This window comes from Microaerobacter geothermalis (genome assembly GCF_021608135.1).
GTDB lineage: Bacteria > Bacillota > Bacilli > DSM-22679 > DSM-22679 > Microaerobacter > Microaerobacter geothermalis.
Genome location: NZ_JAKIHL010000016.1, coordinates 1 through 21,613, shown reverse-complemented (window position 1 = coordinate 21,613; position 21,613 = coordinate 1). Strand labels below are relative to the sequence as shown.

The following is a 21,613-nucleotide window of genomic DNA, read 5'->3' as shown; positions in this document are numbered from 1 at the left end:
TGCCTCCTCTTTACGCTTCACGCCATGTATTCATTAAAGTTCGATCATCTTCAACAAATCCTGCTCAACAGCCACCTTCACAACTTTTTCCTTGATCAATCTTACAGCACCTTTCGATCGTTCTCCCAGACTCGTGCCCTCCGTGATGAAATCGTTGATTTCTTTAAAATATCCGATGATCTCGTTCGCATCGGAATTATCGTTGACATTCAACTCGTCGAGCAACCCAATTTCTTTATGAATAAATGCTTTCGCTTCGGTTGTGAAAGGTTTTTCCCTATAGCCGTCAACATAACGTGCTAATGAGAATGCCTTTTGTAGAGTTTTTCCTAGAACCTCACTAGCCCTCTCCAAGATCATCGCTTGTGAGAACGAATGGTGCTCTATCCAGACTGATTTTGAAACTGTCTCGGAACTGGGTTTTGGAAGGAATCCTCTTTTTTATTTTGTTCCATTCTTCTTCATTGCATCCCGTTACATTGCAGTACAAGGAACGAAACTCTTCAACCATGTTATCGTACTGGTCAACAAGTTCATCCCTTAATCCATAGAACTTTTGTTCATACTGCTTAAATGCGATCAAAAAATCCTCATACATGGCTTTCGTCATACTGACGACGCGGTGAGCAATCACTTCTTCCCTGTCTTCATCTTCTTGAGATTCAACTGCCCCCCTGCTTTCAAAATCAGTTATGATTTGTTCTGCAAGCCGATTTAGTATCTCCCTCTTGGATTTCGGAATGACATACATCGGATCAAGTTCTATATGACCGTCCAATTTCTTAAGCATTTTTTGATCAATGCCCAGCTTTGAAGGGTCGTTGATCGGAATTGCCATAGGGTTTCTCTCCATGCGAAGTGATGCCAGCACCAGTTCTTTTGCCATCTTTTTCTCCTCCTGATTCGCAATCAAAAGTTGAACGTAATCGCTCTCCATTTCAAATATCGACGTTTTATTATAGATTTCTTAAGTGCCAATATTCTTGACAGCCAGGAGCGTAATGGGGGAAGGGTTCGCTAAAACAACAAAATTAGGACACTACCCCTTCGTCCAATGAAATTCCAGGATCGTTGTCATTTATCCGCAATTCAGTTCGAAAAAAACTCAGGAAACTCATTTCGAATAAGTTGAAAACATTCGTCGCACACGACATAATGCCTATCCCCCGCTCCGACAAACTTAGCCCTCAACTGATAATTCACATTCGGTTTTAACTCCGCAGGCAAAAAACTGGTACTGCAAGAGCCGCAACAACCATGAAATTTCAAGTAGCATTCCATACAAAGCAGACCGATGTCGTGAATCATGTGCGAAAACAGCATTTGCGAGCGTTGTGAACAAAACGAGCAAGTCATCATATTCCTCATCTCCATTCATTGTTTTTTTAAAAGCAAAAAACCGCAGACGAACCCTATGGGTTATCTGCGGTGCTTCCGCTTTCACAACAATCGTTTTTATGCAATTCTGACCATTATTTTACATGACAATGCCTCAACGGTCAATGAATGGTTTGCTTGCCGATTAATCTTCCCACAACTGTTCCATTAGCCCTTTAATCCTTTCTACCCTGTCTTTCGTCTCCATTTCATCCGTTATCCACTTTCCGTTTTTCAAAACCACGCAATCGCCTGCCTTCACCTTTGCATCAACGTCATCCCTCGGGATGTCTTTTGTAATCCCATCAATTTCAATAACCACGAAGTTTCCCTCAAAACGGTCAACGATGCCTTTCAACACGATCCCCCTTTCCTCATTCGCAAGCCACGCCATCGCCGTCTCTGTCGAGTTTTCGGCTGTAGCCAGGATCGCCGCGATATAGCGGTGCTTTTCCCGCTTGCCGCACTTCCGTGCAATTTTTATAAACCACGGTTTCTGTCGTTTCTTTTGCCTGTGTTGCCTGTGTTCCCTGTTTTTCCCGTGTTTCCTCCTGCGTTCGGCTCGCGGCAGTTGCTTCTTCCTTGCCATCTTTCGTGTGGCTTGCCTTGATGTTCTTTCCATCCGTAACAAACACAATGTCCCCATGCAAATCGTTCCTGTAAACCTTAACGCCTCTCTTATTTAGCCGCTCCAAGATCTCAGGAGCGGGATGCCCATAATTATTTTCCCCCACCTGAATAACCCCGTAAGACGGCTGTACGGCATCAAGAAACGCCTCTGTCGTCGATGACTTGGAGCCATGGTGGGCGACTAAAAGGACATCCGATTTTAAATCCACTTTGGAATTTATCATATCGTGTTCGGATTTGGATTCCGCATCGCCCGTAAACAGGAATGATATTTCTCCAAACGTTAGTTTTAGCACAGCACTCATGTCATTATCATCATTGTACTCTCTTACAGGTGCAATCATTTGCACTTTGGCGTCTGGCTCCCAATCCAGGGTGACTCCCGCCTTCGCGGTGGAAACCTTTAGCCCTTTTCGTTGTATTGCCAGCAAGACATCCTCAAAGGTTTTCGTGTTCGATTGCACTTTGGGCATATAGATTTTGCCGATTTCGAAGTTATCGATTACCGCGTCCAATCCGCCAATATGATCCGCATCAGGATGAGTTCCAACGAGGATATCGATTTTTTGAATGCCGTTTTTCCGCAAATAAGCAACGATTTCTTCCTCTTGGATGTTGTTCCCCGCATCAATCAGAATGGTTTTCCCTGATGAACCGATGAGTAACTGGGAAGCTCCCTGACCCACATCAATGAAATGCACTTGCAATTCGCCGCGTACGTCATTGTTTTGCTGGGTTGTTGCTTGAACCTGGGACGTTGCTGTCACCTGGTGGTTGTCCTGAATATTCTCATGTTGGGTTTCAACGACCGCACTTGCCTGCGTTGCCTGATTCGTATTTTGTGTCACATGTTCCTGGCTTTCCTGATTCGTCTCAGCGGATGTGCATCCTGCAAAAATCAATACTGACAGGAGAATTGTCCAAATAAGCCCTGTGATCCGATACTTCATTCCCTTTTCCCCTTTTTCCATCCATTCTGTAAACGTTATTTCAACTTTTCAGGATGCTTCACTTTTATGGATACAACCTCTCCGCAATCAAGACAAACCGTGTAAATTTTCTCTGAACCTATGGCCATTTTTTTATTGATCGGTCGCAGGTTCACATAATCCGTAGCTTGGACAAATGAAGTGCCTCCGCAATTTCGGCAACTCTCTTTCACAGTCATTCATGTCATCCCCTCAGCGAATATTTTCCATTCAGTCCTTCAATCCCAGTATACCACCGTTCAAAAGAAAAAGAGGAGTCCGCAATCACTCCTCTTCGCCTTTTATTCATCTTCCTGATGTTAACCGTTCGATTCGTTCTTCAATCTCGTCCCGCACGCGGCGGAACACCGCCAGTTTTTCTTCCTCCGTACCAGTCGCCTTGGCGGGGTCGTCAAAGCCCCAATGCCAGCGTGTCACGTGCGGAGGTGTCATCGGGCATCGGTCGTTGGCGTCCCCGCAGAGCGTAATCACATAATTCGCCTTGTTTAACAGCTCGGGATCGATCACATCAGAAGTCTGGCTGGAAATGTCAATGCCCACCTCCCGCATCACTTGAACCGCATACGGATTGAGACCGTGGGCCTCGATTCCAGCACTGTACACGTCAAAACGGTCGCCGAGATATTTTTTCCCGAATCCTTCCGCCATTTGACTGCGGCAGGAATTGCCTGTGCAAAGGAAATAGATGATCGGTTTCTCCGCCATTTTGTCAGCCTCCTTGAGTTAAAAAAATTTGCGTTGGAAATAGAGTGACAGCTTTACCAGAGCCAGCATCACGGGCACTTCCACCAATGGACCGATGACCGCCACAAACGCTGCCCCCGAATGAATGCCGAACACGCCGACCGCCACCGCAATCGCCAGTTCAAAATTGTTGCTTGCGGCGGTAAAGGAAAGTGTCGTGCAGACGGGGTAGCCTGCTCCCGCTTTTTTGCTGAGCAGAAACGACACCACAAACATGACGACAAAGTAGATGAGAAGCGGGATCGCGACCCTGAGCACATCCATGGGAAGTTCAAGGATGACTTCCCCTTTGAGGGAGAACATGACTACAATGGTGAACAGCAGGGCGACCAAGGTCAGCGGGCTGATCTTTGGAATGAATACCCGCTCGTACCATGCTTTCCCCTTGGTTTTCACCAGTGCATATCGGGTGATCATCCCCGCAAGGAAGGGAATGCCCAGGTAGATAAACACGCTTTTGGCGACCTCGGCCATCGTGATCTCGATGACCACGCTTTCCAATCCGAGCCACTGCGGCAAAATCGTGACGAACACGAATGCGTAGAACGAATAAAACAAAACCTGAAAGATGGAATTGAACGCCACCAAGCCCGCCGCGTACTCAGTGTCCCCCTTGGAAAGATCGTTCCAGACGATGACCATAGCGATGCAACGGGCAAGACCGATCAGAATCAAGCCGACCATGTACTCGGGATAGCCCCGCAAGAAAATGATTGCCAACACGAACATGAGGAGCGGCCCGATGACCCAGTTCTGCACCAGGGACAAGCCCAGCACTTTCACGTTGCGGAACACATGGCCCAGTTCCTCGTATCGCACTTTCGCCAGCGGCGGATACATCATCAGGATCAACCCGATGGCAATGGGAATGGAGGTGGTGCCGACCTGTAAAGCATTCAAGTTGTCCACCATGTTGGGAAACAGGTAACCGCAACCGATGCCAACGACCATGGCCAGAAAAATCCACACCGTCAAATACCGATCCAGAAACGAAAGACTTTTGATGTTTTGTCTGCTCATGCGATGCTCTCCTTCTTATTCACAGCAAACATGGACCAACAGTCCCTGTTGTTCAAGCTCTTTCAATTCATCCGACATGTCGGGTAACTGCCGCAATGCCAATCCAACCTGTTCAAGAACTTCACGGTTCAGCGAGTAAAACACCCACTGCCCTTTGCGGCTCTCCTTGACCAACCCCGCTGTTTTCAATCGCCTCAAATGTTTGGAAACCGCAGGTTGGGAGATCTTAAACACAGGAACAAATTCGCATACGCAATAATCCCGATGCTGTAGTATGGCCAACATTTTCAAACGGGTGGGATCGGCCAATGCTTTCAACATTTCTGCCAATTTTTCGATGTCCACATCCCTTCACCTTCCTTCATAATAAATTTACCATATAACTATATGATTATGCAAAATAAACTTGTTTGGAAATGCGAATTGTTCCCTTCGGATCAAGACCGCGGACCCCACAACATGACGGAAACTCCCGCCAGGCAAATCACCGCTCCGATCCAGTCGTAGAGATCGGGCGTTTTCCTGTCCACGAACCATCCCCAGAAGACCGCCAAAATAATAAAGACCCCGCCGTAGGCGGCATATACTCGGCCAAAGTTCGGGAAGCTTTGCATGGTGGGAATGATCCCGTACAGTACAAGGATTATCCCTCCCAGCACGCCGACCCAGAGGGGCTTGGATTCCCTCAGCCACAGCCAGACCAGGTACCCGCCCCCGATTTCCGCCAATCCTGCCGCCAGAAACAAAACCATCGCCTTTGCCATCGTTCCCCCCCCTTTGCTATCACGACCGCTTAAATTTCAACAGGTCACTTCCCGTTCACCTGTCGGATAAACGCCGCCACGTTCCCCATGCAACAAGCCCCCTGGGGGTTGTTCACTTCACAACCGCAACGCCCCGCCTTGACATGGGCTTTGATTTCCTGAAGCGGCTCTCCTCCGTTCCTCACGGCTTGTTCGATGCGTTCCCGCGTCCAGTCAAAACAGTAACAAACGGGGACATCCATGTCCGAATCCTTTTGAAACACGGGCACTTTCAAGTCTCCCGCGGCAAAGGTCAGCGAACCGTCCCACGCAAAATAGACCGTTTCGCAGGACGGGTTCGGGCAAAAGGCGTAATCACGGTCAGGTTCAAGCATCGCCAAAGCCGCAGGTTTTAGCAATGACTTGAGCGTGATTAGCGGCACACGTCTTCCGTTTTGTCCGCAGTTCGGGCAATTCGTTTTGTTTGTTCCTTCTCGGTTCGTCAGAGCACAACAGTCCATGTTGACCATGCCTTTCGTAAGGTTTTCATTTTTTCCGATGGTCAATACCATTTATTATTTTACCCATGTATCACGTGCTTTGGCGTTCAGAAATGACCGACATAAAAGTCAATTTTTTGGATAAAACTTCTAAAACATCTGAAACGTAATTTTTTGCGACTCAGCCTTTGGTATAGTTTTCATATTGCTCGCCCCTCTTTCGTTATATATTCATCAACTGGTGACAAAAACATAGAAAACTGCATTCCGAGTTTGCTACTCTTGGTAGCTATTGAAATAGATCTTCTAAAATTCGAAATCGGTAAAGTAAAGAGTTGAAGATGCCTGATATTCTTAGCAACTAAATCTGGAACAATAGCTATTCCCATCCCAGCCATTACATAACCATATATAAAATCGCCAAAAACAACCTCACTAACGATGTTAGGCTTGTATCCAAGCAACTCCATTTGTGAAATAATATGCTCCCTTGTATCACATGGAGCTTGATGAACAATTAGCGGTTCCTTGCAGAGTTCAGCAAGTTCTACCGTTTTTTTTGATCGAAATCGATTGTCTAAAGGAAATACAGCACAGTAAGATTCCGTAAACAATTCACAACTCCACAACGACTCATCTGTATAAAATGTATTTACAAAAGCTACATCAAGTCTTCCTTCTTGTAATGATTGTATGAGTTCCCTAGAAGTGTTTTGAATCATTAAAGTATAAGGTCGATTTAATGCTTGAAGTTCCTTTATTTTTGAAGGCAAGAAGTAGGTAGCTAGACTTGGAAGACTTCCTATCGCTATGGGATTATTTCTGCAATATTGACGTAATTCTTGACGAATCGCAGTTAGATCAGAAATAACTGGCATTATTCTAGTGTAGAAGCGTTCGCCTGCTTCGGTAAGTTCGATTCCACCAGACGTTCTATAAAACAATTGTACACCCAGATCATTTTCCAGATTACGAATATGTTTACTTAATGCTGGTTGAGAAAGATTAATGGCTTTTGATGCTTTGGAAAAACTTTTTAACTTAGCGGCTGCAGCAAAACTATTTAACCATTCCATATTCATTTCTTTAATCCCTCTTCTTTATAACGATATGTTATGGACATATAGAATAATGGTTGTTCTTTATATGTCGAATATATGGTATTTTATCAAGAGATTAGCCCCTTCATTATCATAACATAATATTATAGCAACTTGTCTAATATAAGGTTTTGTTCATACTATGTATCCAAACATAAACCAGATCGAAGTAAAAAGGTAAAAGGTGAATATCCATGAAGAAAGTTATAATTCTTACAATAGGCATGTTTGGTCTTGGATTTGATGCCTATGTTGTAGCAGGTTTGTTGCCTGAAATTGGTGCAACATTTAACATAAATGATTCACATACTGGACAAGCAGTCAGCGTTTTTACTCTTTGTTATGCACTAGCAGCTCCGATATTTGCAACATTGCTAGCTGGAAAATCCATTCGCAATATTTTAGTTTTTGCACTTGGTGTATTCTCTTTGGCAAATGGAGCTAGTGCTATAGCCCCTAATTTTTCATTGTTTCTTATTTCACGTGCAATGGCAGGAATGGGAGCTGGGCTTTTTTCTCCCTTGGTCTCTGTTGCTGCAGCATCCCTCGTTTCCGAACAAAAACGTGGACGTGCTCTAGGTATGACACTGGGAGGTATGAGTATGGGGACTGTTGTAGGGGTTCCACTTGGTTTAATAATCGCTGAACAAATAGGATGGCAGGGAACTCTTTGGTTAGTCGCCATAAATGGTTTTATAGCCATGGTTGGGATCATTATTTTATTTCCTAACATCCCAGCTGAAGCCCCGCCATCAATATGTCAACGTATTGCAATGATGACTAATAAACGTGTTTTAGCAATCGTTGGAATCACATTTGTAACTAGCACTGCCAGTTTAGGCCTCTATACGTATATTGCATTAATTTTACAGAGCCTTGAAGATGTTAAAAATATAACCTTATATTTATGGGCATGGGGGATTGGTGGTGTTGTGGGAAGTTTTTCAATCGGGACTCTAATTGATCGAACAAAACGTCCTGCATTGCTCATGGCTGGTATCTTGGCAATAATGGCATTAGCAATGTTTAGTCTACCATCTACACTAAGATATCCTGTGTTACCGTTTCTACCTATTTTCTTTTGGGGAGCAATGGGCTGGGCTTCTCAACCACCACAACAACATGCACTGCTCCTCTCACAACGTGATCACGCTGAAACTGTAGTTGCATTAAACAGCTCTGCAAATTATTTAGGCAGTGCAGTGGGCTCAATGATTGGAGGTTTTGCACTGTTCGCAGGTTTAAGACCTTCTCAACTTCCTTTTGCTGCTGGTTGCCTTGTATTAGTAGCATTTTTCGGACAGTTAATGCTAATGCTAACAAAGAAAAAGGAAAGTAAAACGAGTCATATTGATGACTAAAGAGCGAGGTCGTCTTCCATTTTTCCCGCAGTTCGGGCAACTCGTTTTCATCGTTTCCTCAATTCCCGTTGGGGAAATTCGAGGATGAAATAATACTTTTTCTTTCATAAGTGTTTCAGTAATGGCCTTTAAATCACGCTCATCTACAATGCATGTAAACATTCACTTCGCCCGTTATTTATTTTTTGACCATTTTATATACTTTTGTTGTACCCTACTTTCTTACACATTTTATATCACATGCCAGGCATTGAAATTGAAATGTACTTCGTGCTATTCCATGCTTTTCAGAACTTCCTTTCCCCTGCCCCTCTAAGCAAACAAAACGAACTGAACGTCAACATCCCATTTTGATTTCCCTACTATGTCAAGAGACAATAATTCATGTCCATCCCACTCAAGCCCCACCAAAGCCTCCAATCCCTTGCCGCACAAAGGGTTTCAGGTTTTGAGGAGCCAGTTGGTACAAAATACCAGGAAAATAAAAAGTGTCCGCCAAATTGGAAGAAATTAGTCGAAAGGGCGGCAGGGAGCACGAAAATGGAACGTTGGGAAATGTCCAGGGAAATAATTTGAGTGAACAAATGGAGAAGCTCAATCGGTATATAGCGGGAGGGGGTATATTGGGAAACTGCTTGATAAATCAGACGCCGTTCCTATCCCCTCTCCCCTGTACCTGCTCAAAAAAGAGAAAGCCGAACAGGCGATCGGGTAAGAGCCCTAACACCGCTCGGCTTCTTGGACATGATTTATTGTCCCTGGACAGATTTTATTACCCCAGGACGGGATTTATTTGATATTAACAACAACCGCTATATAATCTTTTCCCCTACTCCACTGTTACACTCTTGGCCAGGTTCCGTGGTTTATCCACGTCATTTCCTCTGGCGAGGGATGTGTAGTAGGCAAGGAGTTGTAATGGAATGACGGATAAGGCTGGAGAGAGCAAGGGATGAGTTCTGGGAATGGTGATTACCTGATCAACGGATTTGCCAATTTCCGTGTTGTCTTCGTAGGCAATTCCCAATACCTTGGCTCCTCTGGCCTTTACTTCTGTGATATTGCTTACGGTTTTATCCAATAGGGATTCCTGGGTGGCCAGGGCAATGACCGGTATGTTTTCCTCAATAAGAGCCAATGTCCCGTGCTTTAATTCTCCGGCGGCATAGGCTTCTGAGTGAATATAGGAGATTTCTTTCAGCTTCAGGGAGCCTTCCAAAGAAACAGCATAATCCAAACCGCGCCCAATGAAGAAAAGGTGCTCCTTTTCTTTGATTCCTTCGGCAAATTGCTTGATTTCTTCTGTGTTTGCCAATATTTGCTCGGCTTTCTCCGGCAGTTTCACTAACTCTTCCACCAGCTGCTGGAGCAAGGCGGAGTCTTGAGTCCCCAGTTCCTGTGCCAGGTAAATGGCGAACAAATACAAGGCAATCAGTTGGGATGTATAAGCCTTGGTTGAGGCTACGGCAATTTCCGGTCCGGCCCAGGTATAAATCACCTGATCAGCTTCTCTGGCTACGGAGCTGCCCACCACGTTGGTGATGGCAAATACCTTCGCCCCCAAACGCTGGCTTTCACGAAGGGCAGCCAGAGTATCCGCCGTTTCACCGGACTGGCTGATCACCATTACCATAGTCCGTTCATTGATAATCGGATTCTTGTATCTATACTCGGAAGCCACTTCCACCTCTACTGGAATGCGAAGCAATTGCTCTATAATATTCTTGCCTATTAATCCCGCATGATAGGCCGTTCCACAGGCCACAATGTACAAGCGGTCAACCTGTTGGATCTCGTCTTTGGTTAGCTGAAGCTCCGGAAACACCACTTTGCCCGACTGGGAATCAATGCGGCTTCCCATGGTATTGCGAAATGCCTTGGGCTGTTCATAGATTTCCTTTAACATAAAGTGGTCATATCCGCCTTTTTCGGCTGTTTCAATATCCCAATCGACCTTTAACGGCTCCCTTTGCAAATTCTCTCCCGTCAAGGTAGTGACTTGAACAGAATCCTGAGTTAAGATGGCCATTTCTCCATCATTAAGTATGATCACATCTCGAGTATGTTCAAGGATGGCAGGAATGTCTGATGCGAGGAAGTTTTCCCCTTTTCCCAAGCCAATGATGAGCGGGCTGGCTAAACGGACCGCCACCAATTTATCCGGTTCATTCTTGTAGATGATTCCCAAGGCATAGGCGCCGGACATTTTAGCGACCGCCTTTCTTACGGTAGAGATCAAATCTCCGTCAAAAAGATCAGACAAAAGATGGGCGATCACTTCCGTATCTGTTTCGGAAACAAATTGATGTCCCTTCTGAATTAATTCTTCTTTCAAAGTTAAATAGTTTTCAATAATCCCATTGTGAACCACGACAAAATTGCCGCTTTGTTCCGTATGGGGATGGGCATTCTCATCCGATGGTTTGCCGTGGGTGGCCCATCGGGTATGGCCGATTCCCAGATTTCCTTCCAGCGGTTCAGCCATCAATTTCTCTTCCAATACGGCCAAACGTCCCTTTGCTTTTTTCACTTGAATGGACCCGTTTAATACAGAGATTCCCGCCGAATCATACCCTCTGTACTCCAGTTTCTTTAGCCCCTCAACCAAAATGGATGGAGCCTGTTTCGGGCCAATATATCCTACAATACCGCACATATTCTTGTTTTCCCCCTCAAGTTGGACAGGGGGTGAATTTCCTTCCGTCCTGCGGGGGATTCACCCCCCGTCATTCCATGTTTAGTTTGGGCCATCCTCTAGATGTTTGTTCACCAAGTCGCCTTGATGGTTTTCACCCGGAGGGCACAGTGCTGGGTCCCAGGGCACCGGGAGGCATCCGCCGAATCCTTCGATAACCTCCAACCTCGTCAACTGCCTTCTGCAGTCCTGGCGCTTTATTAAGTAAATATTCTCACGGCCCTCCTTTCCCTTCTTGAATGGATACACATGTACTTTACCATATTTACAGAGAACAGACAATTGACATTCGTACCCCATGTTGCCTTCTTTGGTATTCATATGCAAAAAACCGGCGGATGGTGTGCCGGTTTTTATCTGTGGATGTGATACCTTGTGGCGAGTAGTTTACGACAATTCTTCTTTGATCACTTGAGCCAAGTGATCCAAATATGCAGTGATGACCGCTTCATCGGGGCCTTCAGCCATGAGCCGGATTATCGATTCTGTTCCGGAAGGTCTGACCAGTAATCGTCCTTCATCGGATAACAGGGATTCGATCTTTCCGATTTCTTCCTGAATCCGCGGATTGACATCCCAGCCCTTTTTCTCCTTGACGGGAACATTCACCAATTTCTGAGGGTACTTTGTCATTTCTTTAGCCAAAGAAGAGAGGGCTTTTCCTTTATCCGTCATCACCTGAATCAACTGAAGTGCCGTTAGCATCCCGTCACCAGTAGTATTATGCTGTAGGAAAATAATATGTCCCGATTGTTCTCCGCCAAGGACATAATCATTCTTGCGCATCTCTTCCACCACATAGCGGTCTCCCACAGAGGTATAGACCGTGTGAATTCCGTGTTCTTCCATTTTCTTGCGGAATCCAATGTTGCTCATCACGGTGGAGACCACGGTCTGGTTCTTTAATTTCCCTTTTTCTTTCAGCCATGTTCCGCATATATACAAAATATGATCCCCGTCAATCAGATTTCCCTTTTCATCCACAGCAATCAAGCGGTCCGCATCTCCGTCAAAAGCCAGCCCGATATCTGCTTTTCTGCTCAACACCTCTTCCCTGAGATTTTCAGGATGGGTTGAACCGCAGTTCTGATTAATATTGGTGCCGTTGGGATTGGCATATAGGGTTGTTACTTTGGCTCCAAGATCGGCAAACAGTTTGGGGGCCCAACTGGATGCTGCACCATTGGCACAATCCAGCACAATATGAAGATCTGAAAAGGTTTCTTTCACGGTACTTTTTAAATATTGGATATACTTTTGGCCGCCTTCAAAAAAGTCCATGACTTGGCCCACTTTTTCCCCTGTTGGCCTGGGAAGGTTGTCAGCTTCCAAATCAATATACGATTCGATTTGCTGCTCCATGTCATCGCCTAGTTTAAAACCGTCTGCACCAAAAAATTTGATCCCGTTATCCTGAACAGGATTATGGGATGCAGAAATCATGATCCCGGCATCGGCTCCCATTGCCTTTGTGAGATAAGCCACCCCAGGAGTCGTGATGACTCCCAGCCTTAAGACTTCCACGCCAATAGAAAGAAGTCCAGCCATCAGAGCCCCTTCCAGCAACTGACCAGAAATCCGCGTATCTCTACCGATCAATACCTTTGGGTGCTCTTTTTGCCTGGTCAAAGCATATCCGCCGCAACGTCCAATTTTAAAGGCCAGCTCAGGTGTTAACTCTAGATTGGCAATTCCCCTAACTCCGTCTGTACCAAAATACTTACCCATATAATCCTCCTCATTCCACCATTAGAAAAACTTGGCTTATCGCCAAGTCCTTAATAGCGAAAGCCTTAGTTTTTCTTATACTTTATTCTTCTTAAAGAAGTTAAACTTTCTTAAATGTATAAAAAGTGTCTATTATCATGTATACGGTTCTGTCTATTGATTCGTTACTGATCCCCCGCATCAGCTGAATCAGTTTGTGTTACTGGCTGTTCCGGCTGTTTTTCAGGATTTTGCTCTGTTCCTGACTGCCTGTTTTGTTCAGAAATCATGACGGTTACTTTTTGCAGATCCATATTCTTGACCTCAACAAAATTCGGCAGATTAAAGGTAATCGGAATGTCATACGTTCCTGGCAGCATATTGCTAACATCAACAAAGGCCTGGATATCTTCCTTTTCCACATCCTTTAGTAACTCTTTTGCTCCCAGTAAGGTGACATCTATTTGATCCATTTCCGGATTTGCGAGGGATACATTCATATCTTCCCTTTTTCCGTTAATGGAAAGGGGAATGCCTTTAATCAGCTTTTCCTCAGTTGGAACTATTTTAACAAGGATCTCAATAAAATCAGGTTCTATTTTTGTCACTCCATCCATCATTGGAATTTTAAGCTGCAGAAACCGATCAGATGTATACCCAGTTAAATCGATCTGTGGTCCCGGATAGTAATCAATAGACTTTAATACATTTAAGGGTCCAAAAACCGCGATTTCTTCAAAACTTGGCTTTATGGATTGTACGCTGTATCCTGAAGCCGGACGATTGATAACATCCAGCTTAATCGGTATCGTAATAAAAGGGCTGGTGATAGGGACCGTTACATCAGCCACGGCCGGATTTACATCCACCTTCAATTCGTTCCCTTGTGCATCCAAGACCTTTAATGGTACCGTTTTTGTAATTGGGCCATTCACACCGTCCACATTTACGACCGCTTTGACCAGTGCAACTTTTTCCAATTGGCTTTCCGGTGCCATGACCAAGGCTCTAATCGGTTTTACGATGGCCTGGCCAGGAATATATCCCTCCTGAGTACTTCCGATTAATTCAACGGTGATTGGCATTTCCTTTCGCTGCTTCTCCTCTATGGTGACGGAAACGGTGCCAGGGACGATTTGAACTTTCACTCCTTCGGGAAAACCACTGTAGCTGACGGGCACATCAAAGGTTCCGGAACCCAGTTGGGTCACATCGATAAACACCTGATATTTCCCAGCCATAATTTGTTGTTGGTTTAGCAACGATTTTTTCCCCTGCAAAATCACGTCAACTGAATCCGGTTTGTTGACAATGGAAAACCGGTCTTTATCATATTTCACGCCCAAATTAACGGCTTTGATTGTGGTAGATGTTTCCTGTGGTGTAGGAGGTTCTGATGCAGCAGGCGGTTTCTCCAGGTTTACCACCATCCAAAGCATAACTGCCAAAAGTAACGAAACCACTTTGACAAATGTATTACTTTTCAGCCATTTATCCATGACGACTACCCTTTCTATACCATGGTCCGTTTGAGGGCTTTACCGCAGGCTTTAATTCTTTAACTAACCATTCTTCTAATTGAGTATCTGAAATATTTCGTTCCATCTCCCCATTTTTAGCAATTGAAACTTGTCCCGTTTCTTCCGAAACAATGACACTAAGACTATCAGACACTTCTGTGATTCCTATTCCTGCCCGGTGCCTTGTCCCCAATTCCTTGTTGATAAACGGATTTTCAGATAAAGGTAAATAGCAGCTGGCAGCCATGACAGCGTCCTTCCTGAGAATGACCGCCCCGTCATGCAACGGGGTATTGGGAATAAAGATATTGATTAGTAGTTCAGAGCTAACTTTCCCATTGATTTCAATTCCCGTTTCGATATAATCATTGATCCCCGTATCCCTTTCAATGACAATCAAGGCACCAATTCTTCGCTTCTCCATGTATTGGACCGCTTTAACAATTTCATGGACGATATCCTCCACTTCATCGTCTTCCTGGTGGGAGCTTAGGCTAAAAATGCGGTTCCTTCCCAGACGTTCCAATGCTCTTCTCAGTTCAGGCTGAAATATAATCAAAATGGCGAAAACTCCATAGGTAAATGCTTGAGACATGAGCCATTGGAGGGTATTTAATTGAAAATAAATACTGAGAAGCCATACAATCACGATGACCGTGATTCCCTTTAATAGCTGAATGGCCCTGGTTCCGCGTATAAATAAAATAAATTTATAAATAATGTAGGTGACAATTAGTATATCAACTACGTCCCCTAAATACTGGACAACATTCCTTAGGGAATCCATTCATCGTTCCTCCATTTTATCCGCTCTTACACGATAGTATCTGCTATCCATTAATTCGTCAATCCACCATTGATTTCCTGCTTCATTCTTTCCCTTTTACCCAGTTCCATCCCTTTTCCCATTGAAAACTCAGCCATTCAAAAAACTCGTCAATCTCCTTCGTTTGTCCGGTGATGTATGCGGTAGATGCCAGGTATACCTTACCATCGATAGCGACGACATTCCCTTCTACCCGACCCCTTACTTCAATATCCCCATTTTTTACGATCAAGTCTCCCGAAACAACTTCCCCTTCAGGTACAATAATTTTCTCATGATTAATAATCAGCTGCTGTGGCTTTGGGGATGAAAAGGAGAATCCTTCCTGGTCAGCATTCCAGGCAGATACGATACTACCTAGCATTAAGATCAGGAAAAGAGAAGCCGCTGTGACAAAAGGATGGTTTCTAAACCAGCGTCCAATTCTTTTGCTCTTATGTTCTACCGGCAATTTCTCCAAAACTTTCGCGGTAAATTGTGGGGAAATCGTCATCGGTGATAGGTTATACAAGAGAGCCTCGGTTTTTTCCAATTCTTTTAAATGCCTGGCGCAGTCTTTACATTCCTTTATGTGCTCTCTTAGCTTGCGAAGAGATGATGCTTGGATCTCCTTATCCAAATAATCATGTATCAATTTTCGTGAAGTGGAACAATCCATATCAATCCGTCCTCTCAATAACGATGTCAGACATGTTGAAGTTTTTTCCGCAAAGCTTCTCTTCCCCGATGAATCCGGGTTTTCACTGTAGGAACAGGTATGTCTAGAATTTCGCTAATCTCTTGTATAGACAAATCATTGACATATCTTAAGATAATCACATTTTTATACTTGGGCGGCAGTTGATGAATCGCATCCTGGATGACACCCTGAAGTTCACTGGTCAGTATTTCTTCTTCTGGTCCTTTTCTCTGGTCAGAGATTTGGGAATACATATCCAGTCCATCCGTCCCTTCTACCTCTGCATCAAGAGAATAGACCTGTCTCCTCTTCCGCAAGCGGTCTATGCATAAATTCGTAGCGATCCGGTATATCCAGGTGGAAAACTTGTATCCTTCATCATATCTGGCCAAATTGGAATATACTCTAAGAAATGTTTCTTGCCCGATATCTTCAGCTTCCTGGGTATTTCCCAACATGCGGTATGCCAAATGATAGACCTTATCTTTATATATATCCACAAGCTCAGCGAATGCTTGCCTGTCTCCTTTTTTTGCTAACTGAGCCAATCTTTTTTCTACAAATTCCATGTGTCAACCCTCTCCATCAGAGGTTATTTATAATACGGGGGAGCTAATAAAAGGTTTCACTATTTTCATACGGTTATTGTCACTATAAAAAAAGCTGCAGGTTATGCAGCTTTAAGTTTATCATAAAATAAGTTGTATTGAAGTTAAAGAAGTTTTTCACCAAAGGCAGAACCAATCAAGGCGACAGCCACTTTAGCCGTGTTATTTTGAATATCCAATATAGGATTTACCTCTACAAACTCAGCGGAGGTCATGACTTGAGCCTCAGCCAATATTTCCATAGCTAAATGACTTTCTCGATAGGTAATTCCACCAATAACCGGAGTTCCAACTCCAGGTGCATCATGGGGATCCAGTCCATCCAAATCCAGACTTAAATGAACCCCATCGGTTCCGTTCGTAACAATCTCTAGGGTTTTTTCCATCACTTTGGTCATTCCCAATCGGTCAATTTCATGCATGGTAAACACATGGATTCCCATATCCTTGATCAGCTTTCTTTCCCCTGCATCTAAATCACGAGCCCCAATGATTACCACATTTTCAGGGTGTACTTTGGCATGATTTCCGCCAATTGAAGTGAGTACAGGATGCCCTAAACCCAAGCTGACGGCCAGAGACATTCCATGAATATTCCCTGATGGAGAGGTTTCACCGGTATTTAAATCTCCATGGGCATCAAACCAAATGACACCCAGTTTCATTTTGTGCTGACAAATACCGGCGATAGTGCCAATGGCGATACTGTGGTCTCCTCCAATCACCAAAGGAAAAGAACCATCTGCCATTACCTGTGATACAATTTTGGACAGTTCTTCATTGGCTTCAGCCACTTCTTCTAAATATTTAAGATTGTGATTTGGAACCGTTTCCAGTTTTTTGGGGCGGGGAACTGTAATATCTCCCAAGTCTTCAACTATATAACCTAAGTTGATTAATCGCTTTTCAACTCCAGCATACCGAATGGCGCTGGGACCCATATCTACTCCTCTTCGGTCAGCACCTAAATCCATCGGCACTCCAATGAGCGCTATGTTTTTCTTCAATTGCTCCACCCTCCTTATATGATATGAACAGTTTCTTTGCCAACAGTCTTATTGTATATGGTTCCCCAGCAGTGACTCAACTGAACAAACCTTTGTATATTTATAATTAAAGCCCATTATCTTCCTAAAAATCGGAAAAATAATGGGCTATAGGATCTACTCTATTTTGAGTGAATTTACTCCTGAATTATTAGAGTTTGCCACCTTCAACAACAAAATCATCAGGATTTAAGTCAGAGCCAAGTTGATCTTTTAGATATTCATCATATAGCTTGTGCATGTATTGCTCTTCCCCTAACTTCTCAAGGGTTTGATTAATCCATTCTTTTAATTCGGTATTCCCTTCTTTTACAGCGGGCGCCCATGGAGTAGGGTCCACTTGTTCATCCAGAATACGGAAACCTCCGTTATTGCGCGCCCAATAGTACAGCATTACATTATCCTGCATGTAGGCATCCCCGCGGCCATCCTTTAATGCCTGCAAGGCCTCCGTATTATTTCCTAATTTCAATAATTCTGCATCGGGAACTAGTTTCGTCATATTGATATCGCCTGTTGAACCTTTTACGACAATGACTTTTTTCCCAGCCAAATCTTTAATTGCTTGGATATCGCTATCTGCTCTTACAATAACGGCTGAAGAAGTTTTAAAATGAGGGTTGGTAAAGTCAACCACTTTTTCCCTGTCTTCTGTCACTGACATGGTAGCCAGAATGATATCCACTTTATCTGATTGGAGATAAGGAACGCGGTTTGGCCCGGTAACCGGAACAAGTTCTACTTTTGACTCGTCGCCAAACAACTCCTTGGCAAAACGCTTGGCCAGGGCCACTTCAAAACCGGTAATGTCACCTTTTTCATCTACATACCCGAAAGGCGGAAAATCTGTTTTTACTCCTATGATGAGCCTTCCTCTTTCTTTAATGGATTCAATGGTTCCTTTTCCATTTTCCCCTGCTTTTTCCTCCTGGGTTTGGCTGCTGCAGCCAACCAAAACCAAACCAAAAACGAAGCCAACCAACAAGAACCACATGGTGATTTTTTTCATATCCTTCACTTCTCTCCTCTCCAAGATTTATCTAGTTGATTTTTGAAAAGATGAATTTAATACGTCCTTTTCACTTCCAATCTTCTGGACCATTCGGACAGTGGATAACATAATAAAAAATAAAATACCAATATCATGCCATAAATGATGATAGGCTGACCCGTCCTTTGGGTAATATCCTGTCCCACCTTCATCACTTCCGTTACTCCGATCAAAACTGAGATGGACGTGGTTTTGATAATCCGAGTATACATATTCATTGTTGGGGGAATCATGCGACGAACCGCCTGTGGAACAAGAATATATTGGTATATTTGCCTCATCGTCATTCCCAGAGATTTGCCCGCTTCCTCCTGCCCCTTGGGCAATGACTGCAGTGCACCGCGGGCAATTTCTCCAATTTCCGCGATTCCCCATAACGAGAGAGCAGTCACTGCTGCTACTTTGCTAGGAACATCCATTCCAAAAAAAATAGGAAGCCCAAAGAAGAAGAAAAACATGGTAACCAGAACAGGAATGGCTCGGAAAATTTCCACGTAAGTTCTTGAAATAAAGCGAACCCATTTTACTCTAATCGTTCTGATTACCCCGAAAACGACCCCTCCAACTGTGCTGATCACCAGAGAATAGACAGCAATCAATATGGTATGAAGAAGCCCTTTCATTAATAAAGGAACAGATTGGATCAAAACATCAATCGGCGAACTGCTCACGGTTTACCCTCCTTTCCACCATGGATAGCAAGGCAGATAAAGGAAGAATTAAAAACAGGTAGGAAAGGGCCAATAGAGCAAACATCTCAAATGTCTTATAGTATGTGGCGATGATATCTGTGGCTGTATATAACAGTTCCTGTACTCCAATAGCCGAAACGATGGAAGTTTCCTTTAAAAGGAAAATAACATTCCCAATAAACGCGGCCATAGCTATCTTTAATGCCTGCGGAATCACCACAAAGCAATAAGTTTGCCATTTAGACATTCCAAGTGCCAGACCTGCTTCAATTTGCCCTCTTGGTACCGCCTCAATTCCTGATCGAAAAATTTCCGTTGTGTACCCACCGCCAAGGAAAGTCATGCCTACGATCGCTGTGGTAAATGGAGACATTTTTATACCCAATGACGGTAAGGCGAAAAACAGAAAAAATATCTGAACCAATAGGGGCGTATTACGTGAGAATTCTACATACCATCGGATGAATATCCGAATCCCCTTCCATCGAAAAAATAAAATGGTTGCGTTGATAAACCCGATAACCGTTGAAGTAATCATTACAATCAACCCAACCGCTAAAGTCATCAAAGCCCCATCTATAAAGCGAGGAATTTGATCTATCATAAAGGGTACATCAAAAGTCATCTCTTACCCCCAATATCTATCAATAAAATTATTAAACCACAAATCATATAAGATAACTATGATTTAAAACTATGAAGTATAGTATACTATATATCTGTTAATTTTCAAGTATTTTATATATAAAAAAAGTCACTAATCCTAGTGACTTACTTTCAATTACAGTTTATGGTGGAGCATAGCGGGATCGAACCGCTGACCTCTACACTGCCAGTGTAGCGCTCTCCCAGCTGAGCTAATGCCCCATATGTCTATGGAGCGGGTGATGGGAATCGAACCCACGCATTCGGCTTGGAAGGCCGATGTTCTACCATTGAACTACACCCGCAAATGATAATAAAGTTACTGATTATCCTAAATAAAAAATCCCCCTATCGAGGATCCTTTTTTATGAATGTTTCAAGTGGTGTTCCATGTCCCCTCCGCCTGTTCCAGGCTGGTTTCGAATCCCCTTGACTTAATTCCGGGGATGTTTATTCAATGATGGAGCGGAAGACGGGATTCGAACCCGCGACCCTCGCCTTGGCAAGGCGATGCTCTACCCCTGAGCCACTTCCGCGTATGGTGCGGGTGGAGGGACTTGAACCCCCACGCACGAGGCGCTAGATCCTAAGTCTAGTGCGTCTGCCAATTCCGCCACACCCGCAATTAAGATGGTGAGCCATGAAGGACTCGAACCTTCGACACCCTGATTAAAAGTCAGGTGCTCTACCAACTGAGCTAATGGCTCACTAAAATGGCTGGGCATCCTGGATTCGAACCAGGGAATCACGGAGTCAAAGTCCGTTGCCTTACCGCTTGGCTAATGCCCATCAATCAACTCATGGTGGAGGGGGTAGGATTCGAACCTACGAAGGCGATGCCAACGGATTTACAGTCCGCCCCATTTGGCCACTTTGGTACCCCTCCGCACTAGAATATATCTCACATCTCTTACTCCTAAAATGGTGCCGGCGAGAGGACTTGAACCCCCAACCTACTGATTACAAGTCAGTTGCTCTACCAATTGAGCTACACCGGCAATCTTAGAAATCAGTCAAAACTTTGCTTTTTACCAAGAGTATTCCTTCGAGTCTGTGAAAAAAATGGTGGACGGTGACGGGATCGAACCGCCGACCCCCTGCTTGTAAGGCAGGTGCTCTCCCAGCTGAGCTAACCGTCCATAGTTTATGAAATCTACTCAGTAGATATTTATGAAAGTGGTGACCCGTAGGGGATACACTCCTTCGTCGTGACTCCAACATCTGTTCACTGCGTCCCTTACGGTCCTTGTTCACAGTGTTTCCGACGAACCCTTAGGGGTTCTCATCTCCCTACTCAGTAGATATTTATGAAAGTGGTGACCCGTAGGGGATTCGAACCCCTGTTACCGCCGTGAAAGGGCGGTGTCTTAACCACTTGACCAACGGGCCACTTATATGGTGCTCCCGACAGGAATCGAACCTGCGACCTCTTCCTTACCATGGAAGCGCTCTGCCGACTGAGCTACAGGAGCATGGCTCCGCAGGCAGGACTCGAACCTGCAACCTACCGGTTAACAGCCGGGTGCTCCACCATTGAGCTACTGCGGATCATTTGCCTGGCAACGTCCTACTCTCCCAGGACCTCCCGGTCCAAGTACCATCGGCGCTGGAGGGCTTAACGGTCGTGTTCGGGATGGGTACGCGTGTATCCCCTCCGCCATCATCACCAGACTTCTATAC

General features: G+C 44.4%; 24 protein-coding genes, 12 tRNA genes and 1 rRNA gene. 2 read left to right on the top strand and 35 right to left on the bottom strand.

Features of this window, described 5'->3' with window-relative positions; translation table 11 throughout:
• Positions 1 to 33 precede the first annotated feature (33 nt).
• From L1765_RS07885 to L1765_RS07830, 12 genes are all read right to left on the bottom strand, one after another.
• The gene (locus L1765_RS07885) at positions 34 to 360 is read right to left on the bottom strand and encodes a hypothetical protein (RefSeq protein WP_236406156.1); all 327 of its coding nucleotides are present in this window, start codon (positions 358 to 360) and stop codon (positions 34 to 36) included.
• Positions 341 to 886, bottom strand: a complete 546-nt coding sequence (locus L1765_RS07880) for a hypothetical protein (protein ID WP_236406155.1) — start codon at positions 884 to 886, stop codon at positions 341 to 343. Before L1765_RS07880 ends, L1765_RS07885 begins: the two co-directional genes overlap by 20 nt.
• A 294-nt stretch (positions 887 to 1,180) precedes the next feature.
• Positions 1,181 to 1,444: a hypothetical protein gene (locus L1765_RS07875; RefSeq protein WP_236406154.1), complete on the bottom strand. Its 264-nt coding sequence runs from the start codon at positions 1,442 to 1,444 to the stop codon at positions 1,181 to 1,183.
• A 78-nt stretch (positions 1,445 to 1,522) separates the two neighbouring features.
• Positions 1,523 to 1,738 (bottom strand): DUF3006 domain-containing protein, encoded by a 216-nt coding sequence (locus tag L1765_RS07870; protein ID WP_236406153.1) that lies wholly within the window; start codon positions 1,736 to 1,738, stop codon positions 1,523 to 1,525.
• Between the two features lie 13 nt (positions 1,739 to 1,751).
• Positions 1,752 to 2,978, bottom strand: coding sequence for an MBL fold metallo-hydrolase (locus L1765_RS07865; RefSeq protein WP_236406152.1), 1,227 nt, complete (start codon positions 2,976 to 2,978; stop codon positions 1,752 to 1,754).
• 14 nt (positions 2,979 to 2,992) lie between these two features.
• Positions 2,993 to 3,175 carry a hypothetical protein gene (locus L1765_RS07860; protein WP_236406150.1) on the bottom strand — a complete coding sequence of 61 codons (183 nt, stop codon included), beginning with the start codon at positions 3,173 to 3,175 and terminating at the stop codon, positions 2,993 to 2,995.
• Between the two features lie 106 nt (positions 3,176 to 3,281).
• Positions 3,282 to 3,701 carry an arsenate reductase (thioredoxin) gene (gene arsC / locus L1765_RS07855; RefSeq protein ID WP_236406149.1) on the bottom strand — a complete coding sequence of 140 codons (420 nt, stop codon included), beginning with the start codon at positions 3,699 to 3,701 and terminating at the stop codon, positions 3,282 to 3,284.
• Positions 3,702 to 3,719: 18 nt separating this feature from the next.
• On the bottom strand, positions 3,720 to 4,745 hold the full coding sequence (gene arsB, locus L1765_RS07850; RefSeq protein WP_236406204.1) for an ACR3 family arsenite efflux transporter: 1,026 nt from the start codon (positions 4,743 to 4,745) through the stop codon (positions 3,720 to 3,722).
• A 30-nt stretch (positions 4,746 to 4,775) separates the two neighbouring features.
• Entirely contained in the window at positions 4,776 to 5,105 is a 330-nt protein-coding gene (locus L1765_RS07845) for an ArsR/SmtB family transcription factor (protein ID WP_236406148.1), read from the bottom strand.
• Between the two features lie 92 nt (positions 5,106 to 5,197).
• A complete protein-coding gene (locus tag L1765_RS07840; RefSeq protein ID WP_236406147.1) occupies positions 5,198 to 5,524 on the bottom strand; it encodes a YnfA family protein in 327 nt (108 codons plus the stop codon).
• A 44-nt stretch (positions 5,525 to 5,568) separates the two neighbouring features.
• Complete coding sequence (locus tag L1765_RS07835; protein ID WP_407942228.1) at positions 5,569 to 6,024, bottom strand: putative iron-sulfur cluster-binding metallochaperone; 456 nt, start codon at positions 6,022 to 6,024, stop codon at positions 5,569 to 5,571.
• Between the two features lie 179 nt (positions 6,025 to 6,203).
• Positions 6,204 to 7,085, bottom strand: a complete 882-nt coding sequence (locus L1765_RS07830) for a LysR family transcriptional regulator (RefSeq protein WP_236406145.1) — start codon at positions 7,083 to 7,085, stop codon at positions 6,204 to 6,206.
• Positions 7,086 to 7,297: 212 nt separating this feature from the next.
• Here L1765_RS07830 and L1765_RS07825 point away from each other — a divergent pair, with 212 nt between their 5' ends.
• Both L1765_RS07825 and L1765_RS07820 read left to right on the top strand, forming a co-directional pair.
• Entirely contained in the window at positions 7,298 to 8,464 is a 1,167-nt protein-coding gene (locus L1765_RS07825; protein ID WP_236406144.1) for an MFS transporter, read from the top strand.
• A 384-nt stretch (positions 8,465 to 8,848) separates the two neighbouring features.
• Entirely contained in the window at positions 8,849 to 9,040 is a 192-nt protein-coding gene (locus tag L1765_RS07820) for a hypothetical protein (RefSeq protein ID WP_236406143.1), read from the top strand.
• A gap of 253 nt (positions 9,041 to 9,293) precedes the next feature.
• Here the strand turns inward: L1765_RS07820 and glmS are convergent, their stop codons facing one another.
• From glmS to rrf, 23 genes are all read right to left on the bottom strand, one after another.
• Entirely contained in the window at positions 9,294 to 11,120 is a 1,827-nt protein-coding gene (gene glmS / locus L1765_RS07815; RefSeq protein WP_236406142.1) for a glutamine--fructose-6-phosphate transaminase (isomerizing), read from the bottom strand.
• 426 nt (positions 11,121 to 11,546) lie between these two features.
• Entirely contained in the window at positions 11,547 to 12,887 is a 1,341-nt protein-coding gene (gene glmM / locus L1765_RS07810) for a phosphoglucosamine mutase (protein WP_236406141.1), read from the bottom strand.
• A 164-nt stretch (positions 12,888 to 13,051) separates the two neighbouring features.
• Positions 13,052 to 14,365, bottom strand: a complete 1,314-nt coding sequence (locus L1765_RS07805) for a CdaR family protein (RefSeq protein ID WP_236406140.1) — start codon at positions 14,363 to 14,365, stop codon at positions 13,052 to 13,054.
• Positions 14,358 to 15,173 carry a diadenylate cyclase CdaA gene (cdaA, locus tag L1765_RS07800; protein WP_236406139.1) on the bottom strand — a complete coding sequence of 272 codons (816 nt, stop codon included), beginning with the start codon at positions 15,171 to 15,173 and terminating at the stop codon, positions 14,358 to 14,360. The genes L1765_RS07805 and cdaA overlap by 8 nt, the downstream gene beginning before the upstream one ends.
• A gap of 82 nt (positions 15,174 to 15,255) precedes the next feature.
• Positions 15,256 to 15,870, bottom strand: a complete 615-nt coding sequence (locus tag L1765_RS07795; RefSeq protein ID WP_236406138.1) for a zf-HC2 domain-containing protein — start codon at positions 15,868 to 15,870, stop codon at positions 15,256 to 15,258.
• A gap of 26 nt (positions 15,871 to 15,896) precedes the next feature.
• Positions 15,897 to 16,460 carry an RNA polymerase sigma factor SigW gene (sigW, locus tag L1765_RS07790; RefSeq protein WP_236406137.1) on the bottom strand — a complete coding sequence of 188 codons (564 nt, stop codon included), beginning with the start codon at positions 16,458 to 16,460 and terminating at the stop codon, positions 15,897 to 15,899.
• 143 nt (positions 16,461 to 16,603) lie between these two features.
• Positions 16,604 to 17,506 carry an arginase gene (gene rocF / locus L1765_RS07785; RefSeq protein ID WP_236406135.1) on the bottom strand — a complete coding sequence of 301 codons (903 nt, stop codon included), beginning with the start codon at positions 17,504 to 17,506 and terminating at the stop codon, positions 16,604 to 16,606.
• Positions 17,507 to 17,696: 190 nt separating this feature from the next.
• Positions 17,697 to 18,554, bottom strand: a complete 858-nt coding sequence (locus L1765_RS07780) for a transporter substrate-binding domain-containing protein (protein WP_236406203.1) — start codon at positions 18,552 to 18,554, stop codon at positions 17,697 to 17,699.
• A 56-nt stretch (positions 18,555 to 18,610) separates the two neighbouring features.
• Positions 18,611 to 19,267 (bottom strand): amino acid ABC transporter permease, encoded by a 657-nt coding sequence (locus L1765_RS07775; RefSeq protein ID WP_236406133.1) that lies wholly within the window; start codon positions 19,265 to 19,267, stop codon positions 18,611 to 18,613.
• Positions 19,248 to 19,913: an amino acid ABC transporter permease gene (locus L1765_RS07770; protein WP_236406131.1), complete on the bottom strand. Its 666-nt coding sequence runs from the start codon at positions 19,911 to 19,913 to the stop codon at positions 19,248 to 19,250. The genes L1765_RS07775 and L1765_RS07770 overlap by 20 nt, the downstream gene beginning before the upstream one ends.
• Before the next feature lie 166 nt (positions 19,914 to 20,079).
• Positions 20,080 to 20,155: transfer RNA gene (locus tag L1765_RS07765), tRNA-Ala, on the bottom strand.
• Between the two features lie 9 nt (positions 20,156 to 20,164).
• Positions 20,165 to 20,238 (bottom strand) — tRNA-Gly (locus tag L1765_RS07760).
• Between the two features lie 156 nt (positions 20,239 to 20,394).
• Positions 20,395 to 20,469 (bottom strand) — tRNA-Gly (locus L1765_RS07755).
• Between the two features lie 3 nt (positions 20,470 to 20,472).
• A tRNA-Leu gene (locus L1765_RS07750) sits at positions 20,473 to 20,556 on the bottom strand.
• A gap of 8 nt (positions 20,557 to 20,564) precedes the next feature.
• Positions 20,565 to 20,640, bottom strand: a tRNA-Lys gene (locus L1765_RS07745).
• A 7-nt stretch (positions 20,641 to 20,647) separates the two neighbouring features.
• Positions 20,648 to 20,722: transfer RNA gene (locus L1765_RS07740), tRNA-Gln, on the bottom strand.
• A gap of 12 nt (positions 20,723 to 20,734) precedes the next feature.
• Positions 20,735 to 20,819: transfer RNA gene (locus L1765_RS07735), tRNA-Tyr, on the bottom strand.
• 36 nt (positions 20,820 to 20,855) lie between these two features.
• Positions 20,856 to 20,931: transfer RNA gene (locus L1765_RS07730), tRNA-Thr, on the bottom strand.
• Positions 20,932 to 20,996: 65 nt separating this feature from the next.
• Positions 20,997 to 21,072: transfer RNA gene (locus tag L1765_RS07725), tRNA-Val, on the bottom strand.
• 175 nt (positions 21,073 to 21,247) lie between these two features.
• Positions 21,248 to 21,322, bottom strand: a tRNA-Glu gene (locus L1765_RS07720).
• Between the two features lie 7 nt (positions 21,323 to 21,329).
• Positions 21,330 to 21,405, bottom strand: a tRNA-Thr gene (locus L1765_RS07715).
• A gap of 1 nt (position 21,406) precedes the next feature.
• Positions 21,407 to 21,481 (bottom strand) — tRNA-Asn (locus L1765_RS07710).
• Between the two features lie 6 nt (positions 21,482 to 21,487).
• Positions 21,488 to 21,604: ribosomal RNA gene (gene rrf / locus L1765_RS07705) — 5S ribosomal RNA — on the bottom strand.
• Positions 21,605 to 21,613: the final 9 nt, after the last annotated feature.

Coding starts and splice junctions, on each gene's coding strand:
- L1765_RS07885 (WP_236406156.1), bottom strand. CDS start 360: ATGATCTTGGAGAGGGCTAGTGAGGTTCTAGGAAAAACTCTACAAAAG.
- L1765_RS07880 (WP_236406155.1), bottom strand. CDS start 886: ATGGCAAAAGAACTGGTGCTGGCATCACTTCGCATGGAGAGAAACCCT.
- L1765_RS07865 (WP_236406152.1), bottom strand. CDS start 2,978: ATGGAAAAAGGGGAAAAGGGAATGAAGTATCGGATCACAGGGCTTATT.
- L1765_RS07860 (WP_236406150.1), bottom strand. CDS start 3,175: ATGACTGTGAAAGAGAGTTGCCGAAATTGCGGAGGCACTTCATTTGTC.
- arsC (WP_236406149.1), bottom strand. CDS start 3,701: ATGGCGGAGAAACCGATCATCTATTTCCTTTGCACAGGCAATTCCTGC.
- L1765_RS07840 (WP_236406147.1), bottom strand. CDS start 5,524: ATGGCAAAGGCGATGGTTTTGTTTCTGGCGGCAGGATTGGCGGAAATC.
- L1765_RS07835 (WP_407942228.1), bottom strand. CDS start 6,024: ATGGACTGTTGTGCTCTGACGAACCGAGAAGGAACAAACAAAACGAAT.
- L1765_RS07830 (WP_236406145.1), bottom strand. CDS start 7,085: ATGAATATGGAATGGTTAAATAGTTTTGCTGCAGCCGCTAAGTTAAAA.
- L1765_RS07825 (WP_236406144.1), top strand. CDS start 7,298: ATGAAGAAAGTTATAATTCTTACAATAGGCATGTTTGGTCTTGGATTT.
- L1765_RS07820 (WP_236406143.1), top strand. CDS start 8,849: ATGTCCATCCCACTCAAGCCCCACCAAAGCCTCCAATCCCTTGCCGCA.
- glmS (WP_236406142.1), bottom strand. CDS start 11,120: ATGTGCGGTATTGTAGGATATATTGGCCCGAAACAGGCTCCATCCATT.
- glmM (WP_236406141.1), bottom strand. CDS start 12,887: ATGGGTAAGTATTTTGGTACAGACGGAGTTAGGGGAATTGCCAATCTA.
- L1765_RS07805 (WP_236406140.1), bottom strand. CDS start 14,365: ATGGATAAATGGCTGAAAAGTAATACATTTGTCAAAGTGGTTTCGTTA.
- cdaA (WP_236406139.1), bottom strand. CDS start 15,173: ATGGATTCCCTAAGGAATGTTGTCCAGTATTTAGGGGACGTAGTTGAT.
- L1765_RS07795 (WP_236406138.1), bottom strand. CDS start 15,870: ATGGATTGTTCCACTTCACGAAAATTGATACATGATTATTTGGATAAG.
- sigW (WP_236406137.1), bottom strand. CDS start 16,460: ATGGAATTTGTAGAAAAAAGATTGGCTCAGTTAGCAAAAAAAGGAGAC.
- L1765_RS07780 (WP_236406203.1), bottom strand. CDS start 18,554: ATGAAAAAAATCACCATGTGGTTCTTGTTGGTTGGCTTCGTTTTTGGT.
- L1765_RS07770 (WP_236406131.1), bottom strand. CDS start 19,913: ATGACTTTTGATGTACCCTTTATGATAGATCAAATTCCTCGCTTTATA.